Source organism: Chloroflexota bacterium (genome assembly GCA_016219275.1).
Taxonomy (GTDB): domain Bacteria; phylum Chloroflexota; class Anaerolineae; order UBA4142; family UBA4142; genus JACRBM01.
In genome coordinates, this window is the sequence record JACRBM010000042.1 from 58,318 (window position 1) to 78,661 (window position 20,344).

14 protein-coding genes are annotated in these 20,344 nt (G+C 56.1%); 9 read left to right on the forward strand and 5 right to left on the reverse strand.

Features of this window, described 5'->3' with window-relative positions; genetic code table 11:
• Positions 1–22 precede the first annotated feature (22 nt).
• From HY868_11055 to HY868_11075, 5 genes are all read right to left on the reverse strand, one after another.
• Positions 23–640 (reverse strand): HAD family phosphatase, encoded by a 618-nt coding sequence (locus HY868_11055; GenBank protein MBI5302666.1) that lies wholly within the window; start codon positions 638–640, stop codon positions 23–25.
• Positions 615–1,814, reverse strand: coding sequence for a Gfo/Idh/MocA family oxidoreductase (locus tag HY868_11060; GenBank protein MBI5302667.1), 1,200 nt, complete (start codon positions 1,812–1,814; stop codon positions 615–617). The genes HY868_11055 and HY868_11060 overlap by 26 nt, the downstream gene beginning before the upstream one ends.
• 65 nt (positions 1,815–1,879) lie before the next feature.
• Positions 1,880–2,905, reverse strand: coding sequence for a Gfo/Idh/MocA family oxidoreductase (locus HY868_11065; protein ID MBI5302668.1), 1,026 nt, complete (start codon positions 2,903–2,905; stop codon positions 1,880–1,882).
• Between the two features lie 138 nt (positions 2,906–3,043).
• Positions 3,044–4,378 carry an alpha-glucosidase/alpha-galactosidase gene (locus HY868_11070; protein MBI5302669.1) on the reverse strand — a complete coding sequence of 445 codons (1,335 nt, stop codon included), beginning with the start codon at positions 4,376–4,378 and terminating at the stop codon, positions 3,044–3,046.
• 111 nt (positions 4,379–4,489) lie between these two features.
• On the reverse strand, positions 4,490–5,944 hold the full coding sequence (locus tag HY868_11075) for a hypothetical protein (GenBank protein ID MBI5302670.1): 1,455 nt from the start codon (positions 5,942–5,944) through the stop codon (positions 4,490–4,492).
• A 223-nt stretch (positions 5,945–6,167) separates the two neighbouring features.
• On the opposite strand from HY868_11075, the gene HY868_11080 reads away from it, so the two are divergent.
• The 9 genes from HY868_11080 (at position 6,168) to HY868_11120 (ending at position 20,320) form a co-directional block, all read left to right on the forward strand.
• On the forward strand, positions 6,168–9,791 hold the full coding sequence (locus tag HY868_11080) for a substrate-binding domain-containing protein (protein MBI5302671.1): 3,624 nt from the start codon (positions 6,168–6,170) through the stop codon (positions 9,789–9,791).
• A gap of 326 nt (positions 9,792–10,117) precedes the next feature.
• Positions 10,118–10,498 (forward strand): hypothetical protein, encoded by a 381-nt coding sequence (locus HY868_11085; GenBank protein ID MBI5302672.1) that lies wholly within the window; start codon positions 10,118–10,120, stop codon positions 10,496–10,498.
• Between the two features lie 19 nt (positions 10,499–10,517).
• Positions 10,518–11,540, forward strand: a complete 1,023-nt coding sequence (locus HY868_11090) for a dipeptide ABC transporter ATP-binding protein (protein ID MBI5302673.1) — start codon at positions 10,518–10,520, stop codon at positions 11,538–11,540.
• Positions 11,541–11,671: 131 nt separating this feature from the next.
• Positions 11,672–13,765, forward strand: coding sequence for an ABC transporter substrate-binding protein (locus HY868_11095; protein ID MBI5302674.1), 2,094 nt, complete (start codon positions 11,672–11,674; stop codon positions 13,763–13,765).
• A gap of 78 nt (positions 13,766–13,843) precedes the next feature.
• Entirely contained in the window at positions 13,844–14,833 is a 990-nt protein-coding gene (locus tag HY868_11100) for an ABC transporter permease (GenBank protein MBI5302675.1), read from the forward strand.
• A 3-nt stretch (positions 14,834–14,836) separates the two neighbouring features.
• A complete protein-coding gene (locus HY868_11105) occupies positions 14,837–16,003 on the forward strand; it encodes an ABC transporter permease (GenBank protein MBI5302676.1) in 1,167 nt (388 codons plus the stop codon).
• Between the two features lie 97 nt (positions 16,004–16,100).
• A complete protein-coding gene (locus HY868_11110) occupies positions 16,101–17,135 on the forward strand; it encodes an ABC transporter ATP-binding protein (protein ID MBI5302677.1) in 1,035 nt (344 codons plus the stop codon).
• Between the two features lie 144 nt (positions 17,136–17,279).
• Positions 17,280–17,723 (forward strand): hypothetical protein, encoded by a 444-nt coding sequence (locus HY868_11115; GenBank protein MBI5302678.1) that lies wholly within the window; start codon positions 17,280–17,282, stop codon positions 17,721–17,723.
• Positions 17,724–17,746: 23 nt separating this feature from the next.
• Positions 17,747–20,320: a hypothetical protein gene (locus HY868_11120; GenBank protein MBI5302679.1), complete on the forward strand. Its 2,574-nt coding sequence runs from the start codon at positions 17,747–17,749 to the stop codon at positions 20,318–20,320.
• The last annotated feature ends 24 nt before the right edge of the window (positions 20,321–20,344 follow it).

Sequence of the window (20,344 nt, forward strand, 5' to 3'; positions counted from 1 at the left end):
CAAGAAACCTGGTTTCTAGTACTCATGGTGCGACGTGTCCATTCAGACATGTCTGGATGTCGTGAATCGTTTGCGGCGTGTCGCGATACCAAACGCCGCACATACCCAGCGTCTGCGCGACCTGCACGTTCGACAACTTGTCGTCTACGAACACGCACGCATCCGCCGGCAGATTGAGCTGCGACAAGGCAAGTTCGTAGATGCGCGGGTCGGGCTTGAGCAGTTTGACTTCGGCAGAATAGATTGCGCCATCCATCCACGCATCGAACTTGAATTTGGAATTGTGGATCGAACGCGCGTCCGACCACGCGTTGCTCAAAATGCCGACCTTGTACGGCGGGCGCAAACCCTGGAGGAACTGGACGAAGACAGTATCGAGTTGCTCGCTCGACCAGAAATCGCGTTGTAATTCCCAGGTCTGTTCATCGCTCAATCCGAGTTGGCTGCCGACCGCGCGCCACACCTCAGGTTCGGCGACTAGACCCGACGCGGCGTGTTTCGCCGGTTCGGAATCGAGTACGAGGCGCGTCAATTGACCCTGGGACAATCCGAGACGCGCCTCCCACTCGAATCGCTTGGTGTGATCGCGCTCATGCAGAATCACGCCGCCCACATCAAGAATGATCGCGCGAATCGGCACTGGGTTTCTCCTGGGATGGTTGGTCGCTCGATGCGCCGACGATGATTGCATCGTCCGCAAAATTCTCGACGCTCTTGGTCTTTGGGTGAAAGCGCGGCGCGTGCGCGAGAATGCCTTCGGTCGTGTAGAACGGATTGCTCGGCGTCAGCGGCAATTTTACTTTTTCGCCGTGCGTGCCGGAATAATAAATCGCGGTGATCAATTCAATCGTGCGTCGCCCGGCGTGACCATCAATCAGCAAATCCTCTTTGCCTTCCAGCGCCGCGAGCACGTTCGCGATTTGCCCGGTGTGACCGGTGTAAGCCAATTCGGGTAATCGGTCGTACCGCGCTTGGATTTCTGTCGCCAATGCCGGATCGGGTTCGGGAAAACCGTTTTCTTTTTGTTTGGACGCGACGACTTTCCAGGGCGCGGCGATGGTCGCGCGCTCGCCTTGAATCACGAATTGTTGCGGCTCGCCGTGATGCAACAACGATGCGGTGATCTGTCCGATGCCACCGTTCGCGTATCGGAGCACGGTCGTCGAAAAATCTTCGACCTCGGAATTGTCGTGCGCGACGTTCGCGATGACCGCTTGCAATTCGGCGGGCATCCCGATGATCCATTGAAAAAGATCAATCTGATGAACGGCGTGATTCAGCGTGCAACCGCCGCCTTCCTTGCCCCAGGTGCCGCGCCACCACAGGTCGTAATAGTTTTGTCCGCGCCACCAGAACGAGTCCACCTGCGCGTGAACGATTTTGCCGATGACATTCTGCTCGACCATCTTTTTCAAGTTCCAGTTCGGAGTCTTGAAGCGATTTTGCGCGACAATCGAAAGCAGTTTGCCGTTCGCTTGCGCGGCGTTCAGCATCTGATCGCATTCTTGCAGCGAGGTCGCCATCGGTTTTTCGACGAGCACGTGCTTGCCGGCATTGAGCGAATTGATCGCGATCTCGGCATGAACGTACGGCGGCGTGCAGATCGAAGCCAGGTCGAAATCGCCGTCGTTCAACAGCAAACGATGATCGTTGTAAATCCTGGCTTTCAGTCCATACTTTTCCGCTTTCTGAACCGCTTTCTCCGGATAAATATCCACGAGCGCGACAATTTCGCATTTTTCCGGGAATTCGAGATAGCCCCAAATGTGGCTGTCCGAAATTCCGCCGGTTCCGATGATTGCGACTTGAACCATGATCGTTTATTCCTTTCGTGAATCAATATCTTCCAGAATCCAGGTTTCTTAAAGAAACCTGGATTCTATGACAAATATCCCAATCTCTGCGCGTTGGCTTCGGCTTCGAGCGCGAGTTGCGACGCGAGGAAGCAATGCGTTTGCGGCATCGCGGTTTCCGTGCGATTCAAAACATCCGCGATGAGTTGCGGACCGTACGGCAAATCGTGTTGGCTGCAATCGAAATAGCGAATGCCTTTTTGATCAACGAGGAAGAGGTGATCGCCGCCCGCGCGCCCGGCAATGTCAATGTATTTTCGCAATTCGATGTAACCGTCCGTGCCGATGATCGTCAGGCGACCATCGCCCCACATGCCTAGCCCTTGCGGCGTAAACCAGTCCACGCGAATGTACCCTGCGCCCTGGTCGCTTCGCAACAGCATATCGCCGAAATCTTCCAATTCCGGAAATTGCGGGTGATTGAAATTCGCGACCTGGGACGCGACGACCTCGGCTTGGGTCGAGCCGGTGTAGAACAGGAATTGGTCAACTTGGTGCGACGCAATGTCGGCGAGGATGCCGCCGTACTTGGCGCGCTGATAAAACCAGTCGGGACGTACGGGTGGATTGATGCGATGCGGTCCCAAGCCGACCGTCTGCACGACCTTGCCGATCGTGCCAGCTTGGATCAATTCACCGGCTTGGATGGCGGCGCGCACTTCCAAGCGTTCGCTGAAACAAATCGAGTAGATGCGTTTCGTTGCGGCTTGGACACGGCGCACCTCGGCAAGTTGTTCGAGCGTGGTAAAGCCGGGCTTGTCAGTCATGTAATCCTTGCCGTGTTGCATGACTTTAATTCCGAGCGGCGCGCGGTCGCACGGGATGCCCGCGCTGATGACGAGTTGAATACTTTCGTCGTCCAAAATTTCTTGCGCGCTCGAAGCTAGGCGCGCTTGCGGAAATGCTTTGGCGAATTCCGGGATGAGGTCTGGTTCCGGCGCGTAGAACGAAACGAATTCTGCGCCCGCGCGCAAAAGCAAGCGCGCCTGACCGTAGATGTGGTTGTGATTGATGCCAATCGCAGAAAAGCGGACGATGGGTGAAGGTTTCATAAACTCTCCGTTATGAATTGTTTTTTCGCCATAGAGAACATCGAGAGCATAGAGAAAACAAAATGAATTTCTCCATGTGCGAAGCGTCTATGTGCTCTATAGCTAATCCGACATCGCCAACGTACTCAGGGCTTGATGCTAACCTTGGAACTGAGGCAACCACCGGGCTTGCACCTCTAACATCTCGTCCACCAGCGCATGGATTTGGGGCAGGGTGCAAACGGCGGCGGTGAGCGGATCCGCCATCACGGCATAATGCACCGCGTCCTTGTTCCCGGTCAAGGATGCCTCGACCGCCAGCTCTTGCACGTTGATATTGGTACGGTTGACCGCCGCCAATTGCGTTGGCAGATTGCCCACGACCACACCTTGGACACCGTTGCAATCTACCAGGCAAGGCACTTCAACGCAACAACCGTCAGGCAAGTTTGTGATCAGACCGGTGTTGGGCACATTTCCATTGATACGCGCGGGCTGATTCGTTTCCATCGCTTCGACGATGTACGAGCCGTACTCGTGCGTGCGCTGGGTCGGCAGATTTTTGACGCCTTGGATCAGTTCTTGAAATTCTTGCTCGGCGCGATGGACGCGGGCTTGGCAGTGGCGCAAGTAGCCGCCCGTGCGCCCAAAGTCGAACCAGGCATCTGCCGAGTTTTTGAAACGGGGCGCTAGTTCTTCTTCGACATTGCGCGCGGTTTTGCGAAAGTACGGCACGTACTCGCTCGCGTGACCGCTCGACTCGGTGACAAAGTAACCCAGGTTCTTCATCAACTCACCGCGCACCGGTTCTTCGTCCATAATTTCTTGACGTTCCAGTGCTTGCGAGATGCGCGGGTAAAGGTCTTGTGCGCCATCGCGAAATTCGAGAAACCAGGACTGGTGATTGATGCCCGCGCACAAGAACGAAACTTGCTCGAACGGCACGTCAATCCATCGCGCCAACATCTCCGCGGTGCCTTGCACGCTATGGCACAGTCCCACGTGCGGGCGACCAGTACCATCGGCGATTGCCCAGCAGTTGATTGCCATCGGATTGACGTAGTTGAGGAGCAACGCGTCGGGGGCAAGTTCGTCCATCTCGTCGCACAAATCCAGGAGAACTGGGATCGTTCGCAAGCCGCGAAAGACGCCGCCCGGTCCCAACGTGTCGCCGACGCATTGTTCGACGCCGTACTTTTTCGGAATCTCGATGTCGAGCGCGTACGCATCCAGTCCGCCCTGTTGAAAAGTGGTGATCACGTACTGCGCGTCTTGCACGGCTTGCCGCCGGTCGAGTGTGGCTTGGACGCGCGCGGAGAGTCCGCGCTGGTCAATCATCGCTTGCACGAGATTGCGACTGCGTTCGAGTCGCACTGGGTCAATATCCATCAGCGCGAGCGTGCAATCCTGGAGTACGGGTGTGAGCAGAATATCACTGCACAGGTTACGCGTAAAGACGATACTACCCGCGCCAATCAAGGCGATTTTGGTCATGGAAGGAATACCCCTTGTCGCCGCAGAACCACACAGAAATTCGCAGAAGAAATCTTGCGTGTTGCGAAGTGTGCGCGCTTCGGCGGCGAAAAGAAATCTGATACCGATAAGCTAATTGCTTTCGCAGTTCAACACGCAATTGATCGCCTGCCCCGGCGCGACGATGTAACGCACCTCGAAGCAATCCTCGCGCGGTTGAACGTCAAACTCGGCGGCATTCGTTTCGACGCGCAGGGACAAGCCGGGCAAATCCCAGGTATCGCGCGCAATTTGTGCGATGCGCGCGCCGGGCGCGTGAACGAGAAACGCGATCTCGCTCGTCGTCGTCATCTCCAAACGATTTTTGCTCGCGCGCGCATCCACCGGTTCGAGATAGAACGCGCGCACCCAGCCAACGTGTTCGGCATCCACGCGCCAATGGATCGTCGCGGGATGCAGTTGATTCGATTGCGGCGCGGTGCGACTCGTAAACTCGCCGCCGATAATCCGGTCTTTGCCGAGCCACGCGGTTGCCACGCAACGCGGCGCATCCGCAAGAACGTGCTCGACCTGGCGTTCGCCGCGAAACGCGACGAAATGTTCGAGCGCATCGGGGGGCACATTCGCGCCGAGGAACGCGACCAACGGAACGAAGCCAATATCGTGTTCGTGATCGAAAGGATGATCCGTGTTCGGGAATGGCGCGAGTTGTTTATCCGTTGCCAGCCGCATCCAAATTCCAATGACGGAGATGTAGCGACAGAGATCCATGCCGTAACTGCGATCATACGGACCCGCGAGATTTCGCAAATCGGCGTGATAGAATTGCGCGATGTCGCGCCAGAGCGTCGCTTCCATCTCACTGCCGAGTTGCGCGAGCAGAGGCGAGAGCGCGGGATATGACCGCCACAGCGCGAGCGCGTACACATCAACGCCATAATACGTCGGTGAGTTGTATTCGGCAAATGCGTCGTGTTGCTTGAAGAGGCGGTACACCTCGCGCGCCATGCGTTCGCCTTCGGCAAACCACGCCGGTTCGTCAAAGCGTTTGCCGGCGAAGCAAAGCATAAACGCGTACATCAGCGCGATGTTCGTGTACGACGCGCTCAATCCGCGCGCGAGCGCGCCGGCGACTGCTTTACGAATCGCGCCGTCCATTTTTTGCGTCAGCGTTTCCGGTAATTGCTCCGTGTACTCAAAAAGTACGAGCGCGAGCGCGGTGATGATGAATTCGCGCCAGTTCGGATCGTAATCGCGCCAGATCACGGCATCGGCGGGCGGGTACGGTTCTTCCGGCGCGCGAAAGAATGTGCCGTGAAAGACGCGCCCCGGCGCATCGAACTGGTAATCGAGCACCGTGTCCATCACGCGCACCGCGCGCGCGACATCGCCGGCGCTGTTTCGCATCAGCAAGCCGAACGCGTACCACACGCTCCCGCGAATCGAATGGTACGGTGTGGCGTGATCGTCGTCGCCTGGGTTCCCCAACAGACCTGCCGCCTCGTCCCAATGGCTTTCCATCCATCGCATCGCAGCGACGAACAAGTCGCGTGCGTTCGCGTCGAGCAAGTCGAAATGTTTTTTCACCGGCATACTCCGTCGCACAATTCGGTCGCGTCGTTTTTGACACGCTCTATATTCTGCCTTATACTTTTAGCAGATTTCAAGAACAAGGGAATCGGCGCAAGACGCATTCGCTCCAAGTTTAGCGCGGTTTGCGGTGCGAGTCTTCTGTTTTTGGGACATTCATTCGAGATTTTGGAACAAAATCGCGCATAGAGATAGTTTATATGCGAACGAGAATAAATCCATGACCGACTCTTCTGCTCGCACACGCCTCACGATTGGCGTTATTTTGGATAATGTCGCGGGTGATTCGCGCTCCAGTCTGTGGCCCGGCATCGCCGATACGATTCAAGCGCAGGGCGGCGACTTGTTGTGCTTTACCGGCGGCTATCTTGACGATCCTCTCGATTTCTCCAAGCGCGGCAATGTCGTCTACGATATGATTGACAAGACTGGTCTGGATGGTTTGATCATCTGGACTTCGTCGTTATTTAGCTACGTCGGTCTTGAGAGCGTCGAACTGTTTTGCGCGCGTTATCGTCCACTCCCGATGGTGAGCATCGGCGTCGTGGTGAACGGTATCCCCAGTGTTCTCCTCGATAGTTATCAAGGCATGCGCGAAGCCCTGATTCACTTGATTACGATCCATGGACGGCGCCGTCTCGTTTTTATTCGCGGTCCAGAAGGTCACCGCGATGCCCAGGAACGCTATCGCGCTTATCTCGATGTGTTGAAAGAATACGGCTTGCCTTTCATCCCCGAATTGGTTTCGCCGCCGAACAAATGGTTTAGTTCGGGTGGCGCGGCGATGATGCACACGCTGCTCGATCAACACCACACGAGTTTTGACGCGGTGGTGGGCGTCAACGATAACCTCGCGGTCGAAGCCATGGAGATTTTGCATGCGCGCGGAATCCGCGTGCCGGAGGATGTGTCGGTCGTCGGTTTCGACAATACACCACTGAGCCGAGTTGTCACACCGCTGTTGACGACTGTGCCCTGGCGCATGTACGAACGCGGACGCCAAGCCGCCAAGTTGATGTTGTCCATGTTGGCGGGCGAGCCGGTTCCCGATCAAGTCCTGTTGCCCACACACCTGGTCGTGCGCCAATCGTGCGGCTGCCAAGATCCCGCGGTGATGCAAGCCAGGGGCAAGTCGCCTTCGTTCGAGCAGACGACGATGATGACACCTGGGAACGTCACACGTGAACAGTGTTTGGCAATCCTTGAGCAAACGATTGAGGAAAAGGAACGTTTGCCGGAATCACTTGCCCAATTCCTCGACGCATTTTGGGATGAGTTGGAGGGCAAAGCACCGGACATCTTTTTGCCGACCCTGGAAAGAATCTTGCGCCAAGTCGTCACGCTCGGAGGCGATATTTCCGTCTGGCAAATGGCGGTGTCGGCGTTGCGGCATCAACTCCTCCCGACCTTGCTGAACGATCAGCCCACACTGATGCGCGCCGAAGACCTTTGGCACCAAGCCAGGGTCATGATTGGCGAACGCTCGCGCCGAACGCGCGCGTATCAAGAATGGCTGGCGCGTCAGCAAACCATCCGTCTGCGCCGAATCAACCACGGACTCGCGACGATGACCAGCGTGCCCGAGTTGATGAATGTCTTAGCGGAAGAGTTACCGCATCTCGGCATCGCGAGCTGTTATCTCGCGTTGTACGAGGACCCCGCCAATCCGACCGAGTGGTGTCGCCTCGTGTTGGCGTTTGATGAGAACGGGCGTCGCGACCTGGGATTAGGTGGGCGGCGCGTGCAGTCGCGGCAACTAGCAATGGGCAACGATCTGCTCATCAACAAACCGCGGCACATGTTGATCGCGCCGCTTTATTTTCAAGACGAGCAACTGGGTCTGATCATGTTCGCGCAACGACCCATCGGCGACCTGTACGAGGTGTTACGCGACGAAATCAGTACCACACTCAAAGGCGTAATGCTGGCAGAGCAAAATGCGCGCCTCTACCGGCAAGCCCTGGAAGCGCAACAAGCTGCGCAAGAAGGCAGGCATTTGGCGGAGCAAGCCGACCGTCTCAAGAGTAGTTTTCTTTCGATGGTCAGCCATGAATTGATGACGCCGCTCGTGTTGCTCGTCGGCTTGAGCGAGATGATGTTGCGCGAAGGTTCCAGCAATCGCCCACCCTTGCCGGAACCCTATCGGTCGGACCTGGCGCGCATTCATCTCAGCGCGCAACATCTGGGCAACCTGGTGCGCGATGTGTTGGATCTCACCCGCAGTCAGATGGGACAATTGAAATTGACGAAAGAGCCGCTCAACCTGGGTGAGACCCTGAAGACGGTCGCACTGGTGGGCGAACAGATGGCGCGGGATAAGGGATTGGCTTGGCAGATCGAGATGCCGGAGCGACTGCCAATGGTGTACGGCGATCCATCGCGTTTGCAACAAGTGGCGCTGAATTTGGTGGCGAATGCGGTCAAGTTCACCACGCATGGCTGGGTCAAGCTTCAGGTCGCCGTCCACGACGCGACCATCACGGTCAGAGTGAGCGATACCGGCTTGGGTGTGCCCAAGTCAGAGCAAGAAGCGATCTTCGACGAATTCCGGCAATCGGAGCGGACCGTCGCGCGCGGATATGGCGGACTTGGCATTGGGCTGGCAATTTGCCGGCAATTGGTGGAACTCCACGGCGGGCAGATTGGGGTTCATTCATCGGGCGACGAAAATGGCGGCTCTGCTTTCTATTTTACCTTGCCGGTCATGCGTGAGCCGTCGCCGGAGCGCGCGCTCCCGAAAGCGAACCCAGACGCGGTCTTGTTGTTGAATGAACGCGCCGCCAGTGGCACGCGATTGCAAGAATACTTGGCGCGCGAAGGATTTCAAGTCCGTCGCCTGGACATTGACGCGAACCCGGATTGGTTAGCCCAGGTGTTGGCGCAATTGCCCGGCGCGGTGGTGTTGGATTATGAACCGGCTTCAGATCGCGGCTGGCAACTCATCGAAATGCTCAAGGACAATCCGGTTACCCAAGACATTCCGGTGTTGTTCTATTCGCTCCAAGAGCCAGATACCGGCGCGATGCTGACCCTGGACTATTTGTCCAAGCCGATGGGCACGGCGGCATTGGCGCGCGCTTTACAACGATACGGGCTGAGGGTCAACCAGCGCGATGAAAAAAGCGTGATCCTGGTCGTAGATGACGATCCGAGTATTTTGGAAATGCACACGCGCATCGTGCGGACCTTTTTGCCGGATTGCCGCGTGCTTGAGGCGGCGAACGGACGTATCGCATTGGAGATCATGCGCCAAGAAATGCCGGCGCTCGTCTTGCTTGACCTGATGATGCCTGAACTGGATGGAATGGGCGTTCTGGCGGAGATGCAAGAGAACGAAAAATCGCGCGGCATTCCGGTGATCGTATTGACCGCGCAGGCGCTGACTCTAAAAGAAATGGCGCAATTGAATCGCGGTGTCGCCGCGGTATTGCAAAAGGGGTTGTTCACTGCCGAGGAAACGCTGGAGCACATCAAGCAAACCTTGGCGCGGAACAAGCGACTCGGCAGTGAAACCCGGCGCATGGTTGGCAGAGTGATGGCTTTTATTCACGAACATTACGCCGAATCCATTTCACGCGACGATATGGCTTCCTACGTCGGCGTCAGTGCGCGGCATTTGACGCGCTGTTTCCATTTGGAAATGGGCATCTCCCCGATTACCTATCTCAACCGCTTTCGAGTTAAAAAAGCCAAACAGCTTCTAGAAGCGGGAGATCAAAACATCACGCAAGTTGCCGAAGCGGTTGGTTTTTCGAGTAGCAACTATTTCACAGACGCTTTTCGGCGTGAGATTGGAATGTCTCCCCGCGATTATCAGCGGCGGCAAAACGCGGCGTTACGATGAGCCGACAATCTACACACTGCTCGTCACGGCAATAGCCAAGAACTGAAAATATTTCACAACTGACCCACGGACGGGTCAGTTTTTTGTTTGGCTCTCACGCACATTCTTGTTCCAAAATCCCAAGTGAATGTCCTAAAAACAGAGGATTCGGACGCGAAACTAGATTAAACTTGTATTGGTATTTTCCTGTAGCGCGAAGAATTGATTGTCTTCGTTTTTCGTCATTCCGATTTATCTGCGAGTACTCAGCAATACCCGATCCTATGGGCTGAGTTCTGCCTCAGTTGGGGATACGGCGAAGGTTGGTCTCTTGAGAGAAGAATCCTATGTCTCAGACAATCATAATTGGCGCCAATGACCCCAATATCGCTTATCTCCTGAAACGCTATTCCGAAGAGAGTGGATTCGAGACTAGCCACGTATCGCGGAGCGGTGACGTTTTAGCCATGGCGTTTCACCTCGAACCTACTCTGATCATCCTGGACATCGAACTGGTCGAGACAACGGACTGGGAGGTGGTGCGCCGATTGAAAGCCGAACCTGCCATCTGCCATGTTCCCGTTGTCATTTACTCGTGTCTGGGTGAGCCGCCCGAAGATTGGCAAGAAGGCGTGGATGGTTATCTGCTCAAGTCGGTTATGTATGCTGATTTCGTTGCGGTGTTAGAACGCGCGCGCGCGGCACACAAGGAGGAATCCATTGGCTGAGAATGTACAAGGCGACAAGATGCTACTCGAAGTGCGTGACCTCAAAATGCACTTTCCCATCAAACGAGGTTTTTTCGCGACCAAAACCGTGGGACACGTCAAAGCCGTGGATAAGGTGAGTTTCTATATCCGCGAAGGTGAAACGCTTGGGCTAGTCGGCGAAAGCGGGTGTGGCAAGACCACGACCGGGCGATTGGTGTTGCGCGCCTATGAGCCAACCGCCGGCGAAGTTTGGTTCACCGATCGCAACCTGGGACGCGTCAACATTCCCGCGCTCGACAAATCGCAGCTCAATCAGTTGCGACAGAATATGCAATTGATCTTCCAAGACCCGTATTCCTCGCTCAACCCGCGCATGACGCTTTTAGAAATTGTTGGCGAGCCATTGTACGTCAACCAAGTAGCGCAGGGCAAAGAACTCAGAGACCGCGTCGCCGAACTATTGCGCGTCGTCGGCTTACGTCCCGAATACATGACTCGCTATCCGCACGCCTTTAGCGGTGGACAGCGCCAACGTATCGGCGTTGCGCGCGCCCTCGCCCTGCATCCCCAACTGGTCGTCTGTGACGAACCGGTCTCGGCGCTCGACGTTTCAGTCCAAGCGCAAATCCTCAATCTGCTCAAGGAACTCCAGGAAAAATTTCGGCTGACTTATTTGTTTATCTCCCATGACTTGAGCGTGGTCGAACATATCAGCGACCGCGTTGCAGTGATGTACGTGGGCAAATTGGTGGAGAGCGCCGCGACAACGGAATTGTACATCAATCCCCGGCATCCCTACACCGAAGCGTTGCTCTCGGCGGCGCCCAAACCAGACCCGCGCTTGCGGACCGAGCCGATTGTGTTGCAAGGCGAAGTTGCCGACCCGGCGAATCCGCCAAGCGGCTGTTATTTCCATCCGCGTTGCCAATATCGAATCGAACGGTGCGTGACAGAAGAACCGGCTTTGCGAGAAATCGCGCGCGATCATTTTGTCAGTTGTCATCGCGCGGATGAATTAAAGTTGATCGGCGTTCTCGGTCAAACTAAATTGGCGAACTGAGCGTTTGCCTGCGCAAGACGCGCAACCAAGTCATCGCGAAAGGAGGTGGGCAAGGATCAAATCGAAAGAATAAACGGCAAGCGCGTTAAAGATAAGCAAACCGCTAGGATTTCCAAAGGAGGAAAAGAAAAATGAAACGCGAGATTACTCGACGTGAGTTTTTGCGGTTGTCGGGAGTCGTGGCAGCCGGCGCCGTGATCGCCTCTTGCGCCGCACCGCCAACCGCGACACCGGTGCCGCCCACTAAAGCGCCGGCGCCGACCAGTGCGCCAGCCCCAACCAGTGCGCCAGCCCCGACCACCGCGCCCGCTGCAACCGTAGCGCCCCCGGGGACCGTCGCCCCGACGCTAGCCCCGGCGGCGCAGTACAAGGAAGCTCCAATGCTGGCTGATTTGGTGAAAGCCGGCAAGTTGCCCGCTATTGCTAACCGGCTGCCCAAGAAACCCTGGGTCGTCGCATCGTACGAAGGCACCGGCAAGCACGGCGGTACCTGGCGGCGCGCGTTCAATGGCGTCTCGGACCGCTGGGGTCCCACCAAACTGGTAGACCGTGGGTGGGCTTGGTTCGACAAGAACCTGAACCTGGTTCCGCGCGTCCTTGAATCCTGGGAGGTCAGCAAGGATGGCACCACCTGGACCATCAAACTGCGCGAGGGACTCAAGTGGTCGGATGGCGTGGAGCACACCACCGCAGATTATGCCTGGTGGTACAAGAACGAGTTGCTGAACAAGAAGGTGACTGCCAGCCTGCAAACGATCTGGGCGAACCCCGACAAGACCTATGCCAAGTTCGAAGTCGTGGACAAGTACACCGCCAAGTTTACGTACAACAAGCCCAAGCCAATGTTCATCTACAACATGGTTCGTGGCGCTCAGGGAGGCACTTCCTCGGCGGGTCCGGTTACACCCAGCCACTTTATGACAAAATTCCACGAAGATACGACGACCGACAAAGCGGCGCTGGAAGCAGAGTACAAAAAAGCCGGGTTTGCCAGTTGGGAAAAGTTCTACGTGGATCGGGCGCAGTGGTGGTATCTCAATATTGCCAGACCGCACCTCGGAGGATGGGTCGCAAAAGGCGAAATGTCAAAAGAGCTTTTCGTCATGGAGCGCAATCCCTATTTCTTCGGCGTAGACCCGCAGGGCAACCAACTCCCCTACATTGACAAGGTCACGCATCGCCTGTTTGAATCTCCTGAGGTGCTCAATCTGTGGGTGACCAACGGCGAAATTGACATGCAATATCGTCACATGACCATCGCCAACTTGGCGCTTTACAAGAGCGGCGAAGCCAAGGGCGATTACAAAACGGTCATGGGAATTGGCGCCGGTCACGTTGCCATGCAGCTCAACCTGACGACGAAGAACAAGCCACTTGCCGAATTCTTCAATCAACGGAACGCGCGTATCGCCATTTCGCATGCGATCAACCGGGAACAAGTCAACCAGTTGGTCTTTAATGGCATGTACAAGCCGCGCCAGTACAGCCCGATCCCCATGTCGCCGCAGTACTATGAAAAACTGTCCAATGCCTACATCAAGTACGATCCCGACACGGCGAACAAATTGCTGGACGAAGCCGGCTACACCAAGAAAGATGCGAATGGTTTCCGGCTCTACAGGGATGGCAGTGGACCGATCACCTTCACTGTCGAGGGAACTGACCAAGCCGGTACACCAACCGAAGATGCCGCGTTGCTCGTGAGCAAGGACCTCGCCAAGATCGGCATCAAAGCAACCTACAAGTATGCCGAGCGGTCACTCTACACCGCACACTATACTGCCAACGACATCGAGGCGGCGTGGTGGGGCGGCGACCGCACGGTGTTGCCGATCGTGCCAGAAGCTCAGCTCTTCCGCGGTCTTAACGCCGACCGACCATGGGCTGTCGCTTGGGGTCTCTGGTATCTCAACCCACAGGACCCGAACGCGGTCGAGCCGCCGAAAGATCACTGGATTCGCAATATCTGGAAGATCTGGGACGAGGAGGTTATCGTCGAACCGGATCCCGTGAAACAGACGACGGCGTTCAAGAAATTGCTCGACGTCTGGGCGACCGAGTTGCCCTACATCGGCATTCTTGGCGAGCAGCCCACGCCCACCATCGTGAAGAACGGCTTCAAGGGCTATCCGCCCGGTCTACCGAATGACGATCCAACCGGTGATGAGCAATTCGCCAGCAGTGAGACGTACTACTGGGACGACCCCAGCAAGCACATGGCTTAGTTGTTGGAGAAACAGACCCAAGTAGGGGCGGGGTTACCCGCCCCTACGCAACCTTTAGGGTTTTGATGGAGGCAGTATATGGTAGCTTATATAATGCGGCGAATTATGATCATGGTTCCCACTTTGTTCCTGATCTCTATCATCTCTTTTGTTCTGATCCAACTACCGCCGGGCGATTACCTGACCTCGTATGTCGCGCAGTTACGCACCATGGGCGATAACATTCAACAAGAGGCGATTGATGCGATGCGGGATCGCTATGGCTTGGGCGAGCCGATCTATGTGCAGTACTTGAAGTGGGTCGAAGGCATTGTGCTGCGCGGCGACTGGGGACAATCCATGGAATGGCAAAAGCCGGTCGGCGATCTGATCTGGGAGCGGTTGGGTTTGACCGTACTGCTCGCGGTCTTTTCGCTATTGGTCAGTTGGTTGATCGCGATCCCGGTCGGCGTCTATTCTGCCACGCACCAGTATTCAATACCCGATTATGCCATGTCGGTGATCAGTTTTGTCGGTGTAGGCGTGCCCGCTTTTCTCTGGGCACTGATTGTCATGTATTTCGCACAGACTCAACTTGGCTTGAACGTCGGCGGGCTATACTCGCAGCAGTACTTGGAAGCGCCGTGGTCGTGGGATAAAGTTGTGGATTTGCTCAAGCACATCTGGATTCCGGGCTTGATCGTCGCGATTGAAAATACGGCGGGTGAAATCCGAACGACACGCGCTAATCTGCTCGATGAACTGAACAAACCCTACGTGGAATTGGCGCGTGCGAAAGGGTTGACGGAGGGACGCTTGGTCTGGAAATATCCGGTGCGCGTCGCGATGAATCCATTTTTTAGCACGGTCGGTTGGTCGCTGGCGAACCGAATTTCATCCATCACGTTGATGTCGGTGGTGCTCAGTCTGCAAACGACGGGACCGATGCAGTTGCGCGCGTTGCTGTCACAGGATATGTACTTGGCGGGCAGTTTCTTGGTATTGTTGAGCGCATTGACGGTCGTCGGCACGCTCATCTCAGACATCTTGTTGGCGTGGGTGGACCCGCGTATCCGGGTGGAGGGGTAAGCCATGGCTGTTCTAGGAAAAACAGAAAAAGAAATCGAAGATATCGGCTTCGAGGAAGAAGACCTTCAGAAAGCCGCCGAACAGGTTTACGTCGCCCCGCCATGGAAGCTGATGTGGTGGCGCTATCGTAAACACAAAATGGCGCTGATCAGCAGTGTCGTTCTGATTGTATTTTATTTTACTGCCGTCTTTAGCGAGTTCGTCTCACCCTACGACCCGGACGAGGCATTGCTCCGCTTCAAGCAAGTGCCGCCGACGGCGATTCACATCCGCGACGCGGCGGGCGATTTTCATTTGCCCTTTGTCTATCAGCACACGCGCGCGATGGATCCGCAAACGCTCGCGATCACCTACACGGAAGATACCAGTATCCGGTATCCGATCGAATTCTGGGTGCATGGATATCAATACAAGTTGCTCGGACAGTGGCAGACGGACATTCATCTATTTGGGGTTCCTCAGGCAAAAGATCAGCAAGGCGTCTTTTTGTTCGGCACGGACCGCTTGGGCAGAGATATGTTTTCGCGCGTGTCGCACGGCGCGCGCCTTTCGCTATCGCTGGGTTTGGTCGGCGTGTTCCTCAGTCTGGCAATTGGGGTTGTCCTGGGCGGCATCTCCGGGTATTATGGCGGTCGCGCGGACATTGTCATTCAACGCGTTATCGAGTTCATCCGCACCATTCCCACGATTCCACTGTGGATGACGCTCAGTGCGGCGTTGCCGGCAGGATTGTCCGTCGAGCAGACGTACTTTGGCATCACGGTGATCCTTTCATTGGTCGGATGGACCTGGCTGGCGCGCGTAGTGCGCGGGCGATTCCTCGCGATGCGCGAGGAAGATTTCGTGCTCGCCGCGCGCTTGAACGGATCGAGTGAGATGCGCATCATTTTGCGCCACATGCTGCCATCGTTCATGAGCTATATTATCGCGGCGCTGACGTTGCGAATCCCAGAAATGATTCTGGCAGAGACGGGCTTGAGTTTTATCGGTCTGGGATTGCGTCCCCCGGCGATCAGTTGGGGTGTGTTGTTGCAAGAAGCGATGAACGTGCGCTCGCTGGTGCTGTCGCCCTGGGTGTTGGTGCCGGGCTTTGCGGTGGTCTTGTCGGTTCTGGCATTCAACTTTGTGGGAGACGGCTTGCGCGACGCGGCGGATCCGTACGCGAGATAAAGGATGAAGGATGAAGATTGAAGGATGGAGAAGGGAACTAGGGGAACTAGGGGAAATTATGTCCTTCATCCTTCAACCTTGAGATAAGAGGCGATCAATGACAATTGCAAACAATACACTGATTGAAATCAAGAATCTCAAGACCTACTTTTTCCTTGACGAAGGTACGGTCAGAGCAATAGACGGCGTTGACTTTAGCATCCCGCGCGGACAAATTTTGGGCGTTGTGGGCGAAAGCGGTTGCGGCAAGAGTGTCACCGCGCGCTCGATCTTGCGGATTGTGCCCAAGCCGGGACGGATCGTCGAAGGTGAGATCACGCTGCATCGCACCGCTGATTCCAGACCTGGTTCTACCGTAACCGATTTGGTGAAACTCACTGAACTCAATCCGATGGGTAGCGAGATTAGGAGTATTCGCGGACGCGAGATTGCGCTCGTGCCTCAAGAGCCGATGGCGTCGCTTAGTCCAGTTCACACGATTGGCAATCAAATCATGGAAGCCATCTTGCTCCATCAAAAGGTTGGCAAAGTCGAGGCGCGCGCCAAAGCCATTGAGATGCTCAACCTGGTTGGCTTTCCGCAACCCAAACAACGCGTGGACGCGTACCCGTACCAACTTTCGGGTGGATTGCGCCAACGCGCGGTCATCGCAATGGCACTCTCGTGCCATCCCAGTTTGCTGATCGCCGACGAGCCGACGACTGCGCTCGACGTGACGACCGAAGCGCAGATCTTGAAATTGATGCGTTCGTTGCAACAAGAACTGGGTATGGCGATCATGTACATCACACACAATCTCGGCGTCGTCGCGCAGATGTGCGAGCGCGTGATTGTGATGTACATGGGCAAGGTCGTCGAGGAAGCGGATGTGGAAACGATTTTCCATAATCCCAAGCACCCGTACACCTCCGCGCTCTTGCGTTCGATTCCGCGCTTGGGACTGAAAGCGCGCGAGCACCAACGGCTCGAGTCCATTCGCGGCACGGTACCCGACCCGTATTCCCTTCCCAAGGGTTGCTCGTTTCATCCCCGGTGTGGCAAGCGGATTCGTGGAGTGTGCGACCAACAAGAGCCGCCGAACATCCAGGTCGAGGCGGGGCACAAAGTGCGGTGCGTTCTCTATCGCGCGTAGAAGGCGGCAGGGAAAACAAAAGGAAATAAAGGAACTGAGGGAAATAAAGTCACGCCGATTTCCCTCAGTTCCTTCATTTCCCTCTCTGCCCTATCTCCACGCGGCGCACGATCCACAGTTATTTTTTTTGAGCGAGGCATCCCCATGAAAACAGAGATCAACTCCTCACCGATGTGGAAAGACATTGCGCTTTTCTTTCTTGCCTATTTGCTCTGGTTGATGAACATCGTGGTGTGTATGGTGGCACTGCTCCAATTTCGTTCGGCGGTCAACGCGCTGTGGCCCGTGTTCGGCGGCGACCGTTACGCGCTCGGCTTGGTCAATCAGTTGAGTATTCTTCTGGGTGGTCTCGCCGCGTTTGTGTACGTGATGTTCCTGGAGAGTGTTTATCGCACCAGCGTCACGCATCGCGATGAGAAATCTGCCGCGCAAGCGTTAGCGCAACCGCAAACTCGACGCGCGCCAAGTTTGACGGATTCGCGACTTGTCATATTATTGAAGAAATTCGCGATTACCACCGCGATTCCACTCGCCGCGTGGCTCGCGTCGCTGGGCGGACTCGAAATCGCCTTGCGCGCCTTGCAGTAAACTACTCGTAGGAAGAGGAATCCATGCCTGTACACTATGCGCGTTACGAACTCGAAAAAGGTTACGTTCACAACTGGCTCGTCGCTGGTCCGCAAGCGATTCCTGTGCTCGACCTAGAACGCTATCAAGGCGAGGATTGGAAATTGCAGATTGCCCGGCATTATCACGAGACCGATTCGGGCGTGACCCAAGCGCCGGTGGAGACTGAACCTTTCGAGATCGGCGATGCGAAACTCGAGTGGAATTATTTCCGGTGCGACGACGATCATTTTGTCGAGCGCACCGCGTTTTATCACACGTGCCATTACCTCCGCACCTGGGCGTACACTCGCGTCGTGAGTCCGGCGGCAACAACGGTAACGTGTATCCTGACGACGAATGGTCCCGCGGATGTGTGGGTCGCGGGGCGCGGCGAACATGTTCATCGCCAGGAACATTTCCATCATCAGATTCCACACAGCGTTTCGTTTCAAGCCCAGTTGCGCGAAGGGCACAACGAAATCCTGGTACGCTTTGAAGAAGTCGCCGCGCGCGAATGTCCGTACGCGATGGCGCTGCAAATCCTGGGTTTGCCATTGGAGGCGTACGTTTTCATCCCCACCGTGCACGAAGGCGTCGCGCGCCGTCAGGTCGTCGAAAAAGCCATCGTCGCGGCTTACCTGGATCGCGATACGTTCGTGTGGGATGACGAGATCACGGTGCATTGGTCGCCCGATCTGGCAACCTCGGCAGAGCTGACAGTTCGTTTGCAAAAACCACCGGCGTGGATTCACTCCGAGGGATGCCCAACCGCGTCGGCGGGACACGCGTTGGCGCTTGCCGCACCGTTCCAAGTCCCCGAAGGTGCGTTCCACATCTTTTTGATCCCGTCACCGCGCGAGTACTACGAGGGCAACCTGCGGCTCGAACGCAAGATCGCGCTGACTGCCGTGAAAAACAAATACGCGGAAACGCCCTACGGCGATTTTGAACAACGCCGGACCGAAGCGTTGACCGATGCGGCGCAACGCGAGACGAATGTCTTTTCCGAAATCGCCAAGATGGCGCTGGGCTATTGGGCGGACGTGACAACCGACGTCATCCTGCAAACGATTGAAGGGATCAATCAACGCAAAGATTGCAGCGACTTTTTTCTCGTCGGTTTGCTCGGCATGATGTATCGGTACGGCAACAATCCCAGTTTTCCCGAATCGCTCAAGCAGCCGTTTGAAGACGGTGTACTCAATTTCAAGTATTGGATGGACGAGCCAGGCGACGACGCGATGTGTTATTGGTCCGAGAACCACCAGATTCTATTTCACGCGTGCGAAATTTTGGCGGGGCAACTTTATCCAGATCGAATTTTTACGAATGCCGGACAGACCGGACAATGGCATCGCGAAAAAGGCGAACGCATGGCGCTGTCCTGGTTGAGCAAGCGCGGCGCGGGCGGATTCCGCGAATGGGATTCGAATTGTTATTTCGAAGAAGATCTGCTCGCGCTCGCGCATCTGGCGGATTTGGCGGAGAGCCATGCCGTGTTCGACCTGGCTTCGGTCATCATGGACAAGCTGTTTTTGACGATGGCGCTCAATTCGTTCAAGGGCGCGTTCGGCTCGACGCATGGACGCACGTACACGCAACATATCAAGGGCGCGCGCGGCGAATCCACGTCCGGCGTCAGTCGCTTGATGTGGGGCATGGGCGCATTCAACGACAAGATTTTGGCGACCGTTAGTTTGGCATGTATGTCGAACTATGGCTTTCCGCTCATCATCGGCGACATCGCCGCCGACCTGCCCCCCTCTGGGGAAATGTGGAATCGCGAACGACATGCCGGGCAACTCGAAGCGTGGTGCGACCGCGAAACCGGCAACTGGGAAGTGAACAAGGTGACGTACAAAACGCCGGACTATATGCTTTGCTCGGCGCAGGACTATCATCCCGGTGAACCTGGGTATCAGCAACACATTTGGCAAGCGACAATGGGACCCGATGCGGTCGTCTTTGTCACGCATCCGCCTTGCATCAGCGAAGAAAATTCACATCGCCCCGGCTTTTGGCACGGCAATGTGATTCTGCCGCGCGTCGCGCAGTGGAAAGATGTGCTTATCGCGGTGCACAAATCGCCGGCGAACGATTGGCTGGGATTCACGCACGCGTATTTTCCGGTGTGGGCGTTCGACGAGTACGTGTTGCGCGACGGATGGGCGTTCGCGCGCAAAGGCGATGGCTATCTCGCGCTCACCGCGGCGCGCGGCTTGGAGTTCATCACGCGCGGCGAGAATGCGTTCCGCGAGTTGCGCTCGTACGGTCACGAAAACGTGTGGGTGTGCCACATGGGACGCGCCGCGCTCGACGGCGATTTCGCGGCGTTCCAAGAAAAAATTCTCGCGCTCGACGTGCGCTTTGACGGATTGTCCGTGCGTTGCGCGACCTTGCGCGGCGAGGCATTGGAGTTTGGTTGGCAAGGCGATTTCAAACGCAACGGTCAGGTCGCGGCGATCACCGGATTCAAGCATTACGATAACCCGTACTGCGTCGCCGATTTGCCGGCATCGCAGTTGGAGGTCCGCTACGGCGAGCAGGCGATGCGGCTGAACTTGGCGGCGGGGTGAGTTTGGGAACAGACGCCGTTCTGT

What these genes read in the sequence shown, in the direction of transcription:
- HY868_11070 (MBI5302669.1), bottom strand. Translation starts at nt 4,378, where the DNA reads ATGACCAAAATCGCCTTGATTGGCGCGGGTAGTATCGTCTTTACGCGT.
- HY868_11090 (MBI5302673.1), top strand. Translation starts at nt 10,518, where the DNA reads ATGCTACTCGAAGTGCGTGACCTCAAAATGCACTTTCCCATCAAACGA.
- HY868_11115 (MBI5302678.1), top strand. Translation starts at nt 17,280, where the DNA reads ATGAAAACAGAGATCAACTCCTCACCGATGTGGAAAGACATTGCGCTT.
- HY868_11085 (MBI5302672.1), top strand. Translation starts at nt 10,118, where the DNA reads ATGTCTCAGACAATCATAATTGGCGCCAATGACCCCAATATCGCTTAT.
- HY868_11120 (MBI5302679.1), top strand. Translation starts at nt 17,747, where the DNA reads ATGCCTGTACACTATGCGCGTTACGAACTCGAAAAAGGTTACGTTCAC.
- HY868_11060 (MBI5302667.1), bottom strand. Translation starts at nt 1,814, where the DNA reads ATGGTTCAAGTCGCAATCATCGGAACCGGCGGAATTTCGGACAGCCAC.
- HY868_11100 (MBI5302675.1), top strand. Translation starts at nt 13,844, where the DNA reads ATGGTAGCTTATATAATGCGGCGAATTATGATCATGGTTCCCACTTTG.
- HY868_11105 (MBI5302676.1), top strand. Translation starts at nt 14,837, where the DNA reads ATGGCTGTTCTAGGAAAAACAGAAAAAGAAATCGAAGATATCGGCTTC.
- HY868_11065 (MBI5302668.1), bottom strand. Translation starts at nt 2,905, where the DNA reads ATGAAACCTTCACCCATCGTCCGCTTTTCTGCGATTGGCATCAATCAC.
- HY868_11095 (MBI5302674.1), top strand. Translation starts at nt 11,672, where the DNA reads ATGAAACGCGAGATTACTCGACGTGAGTTTTTGCGGTTGTCGGGAGTC.
- HY868_11080 (MBI5302671.1), top strand. Translation starts at nt 6,168, where the DNA reads ATGACCGACTCTTCTGCTCGCACACGCCTCACGATTGGCGTTATTTTG.
- HY868_11110 (MBI5302677.1), top strand. Translation starts at nt 16,101, where the DNA reads ATGACAATTGCAAACAATACACTGATTGAAATCAAGAATCTCAAGACC.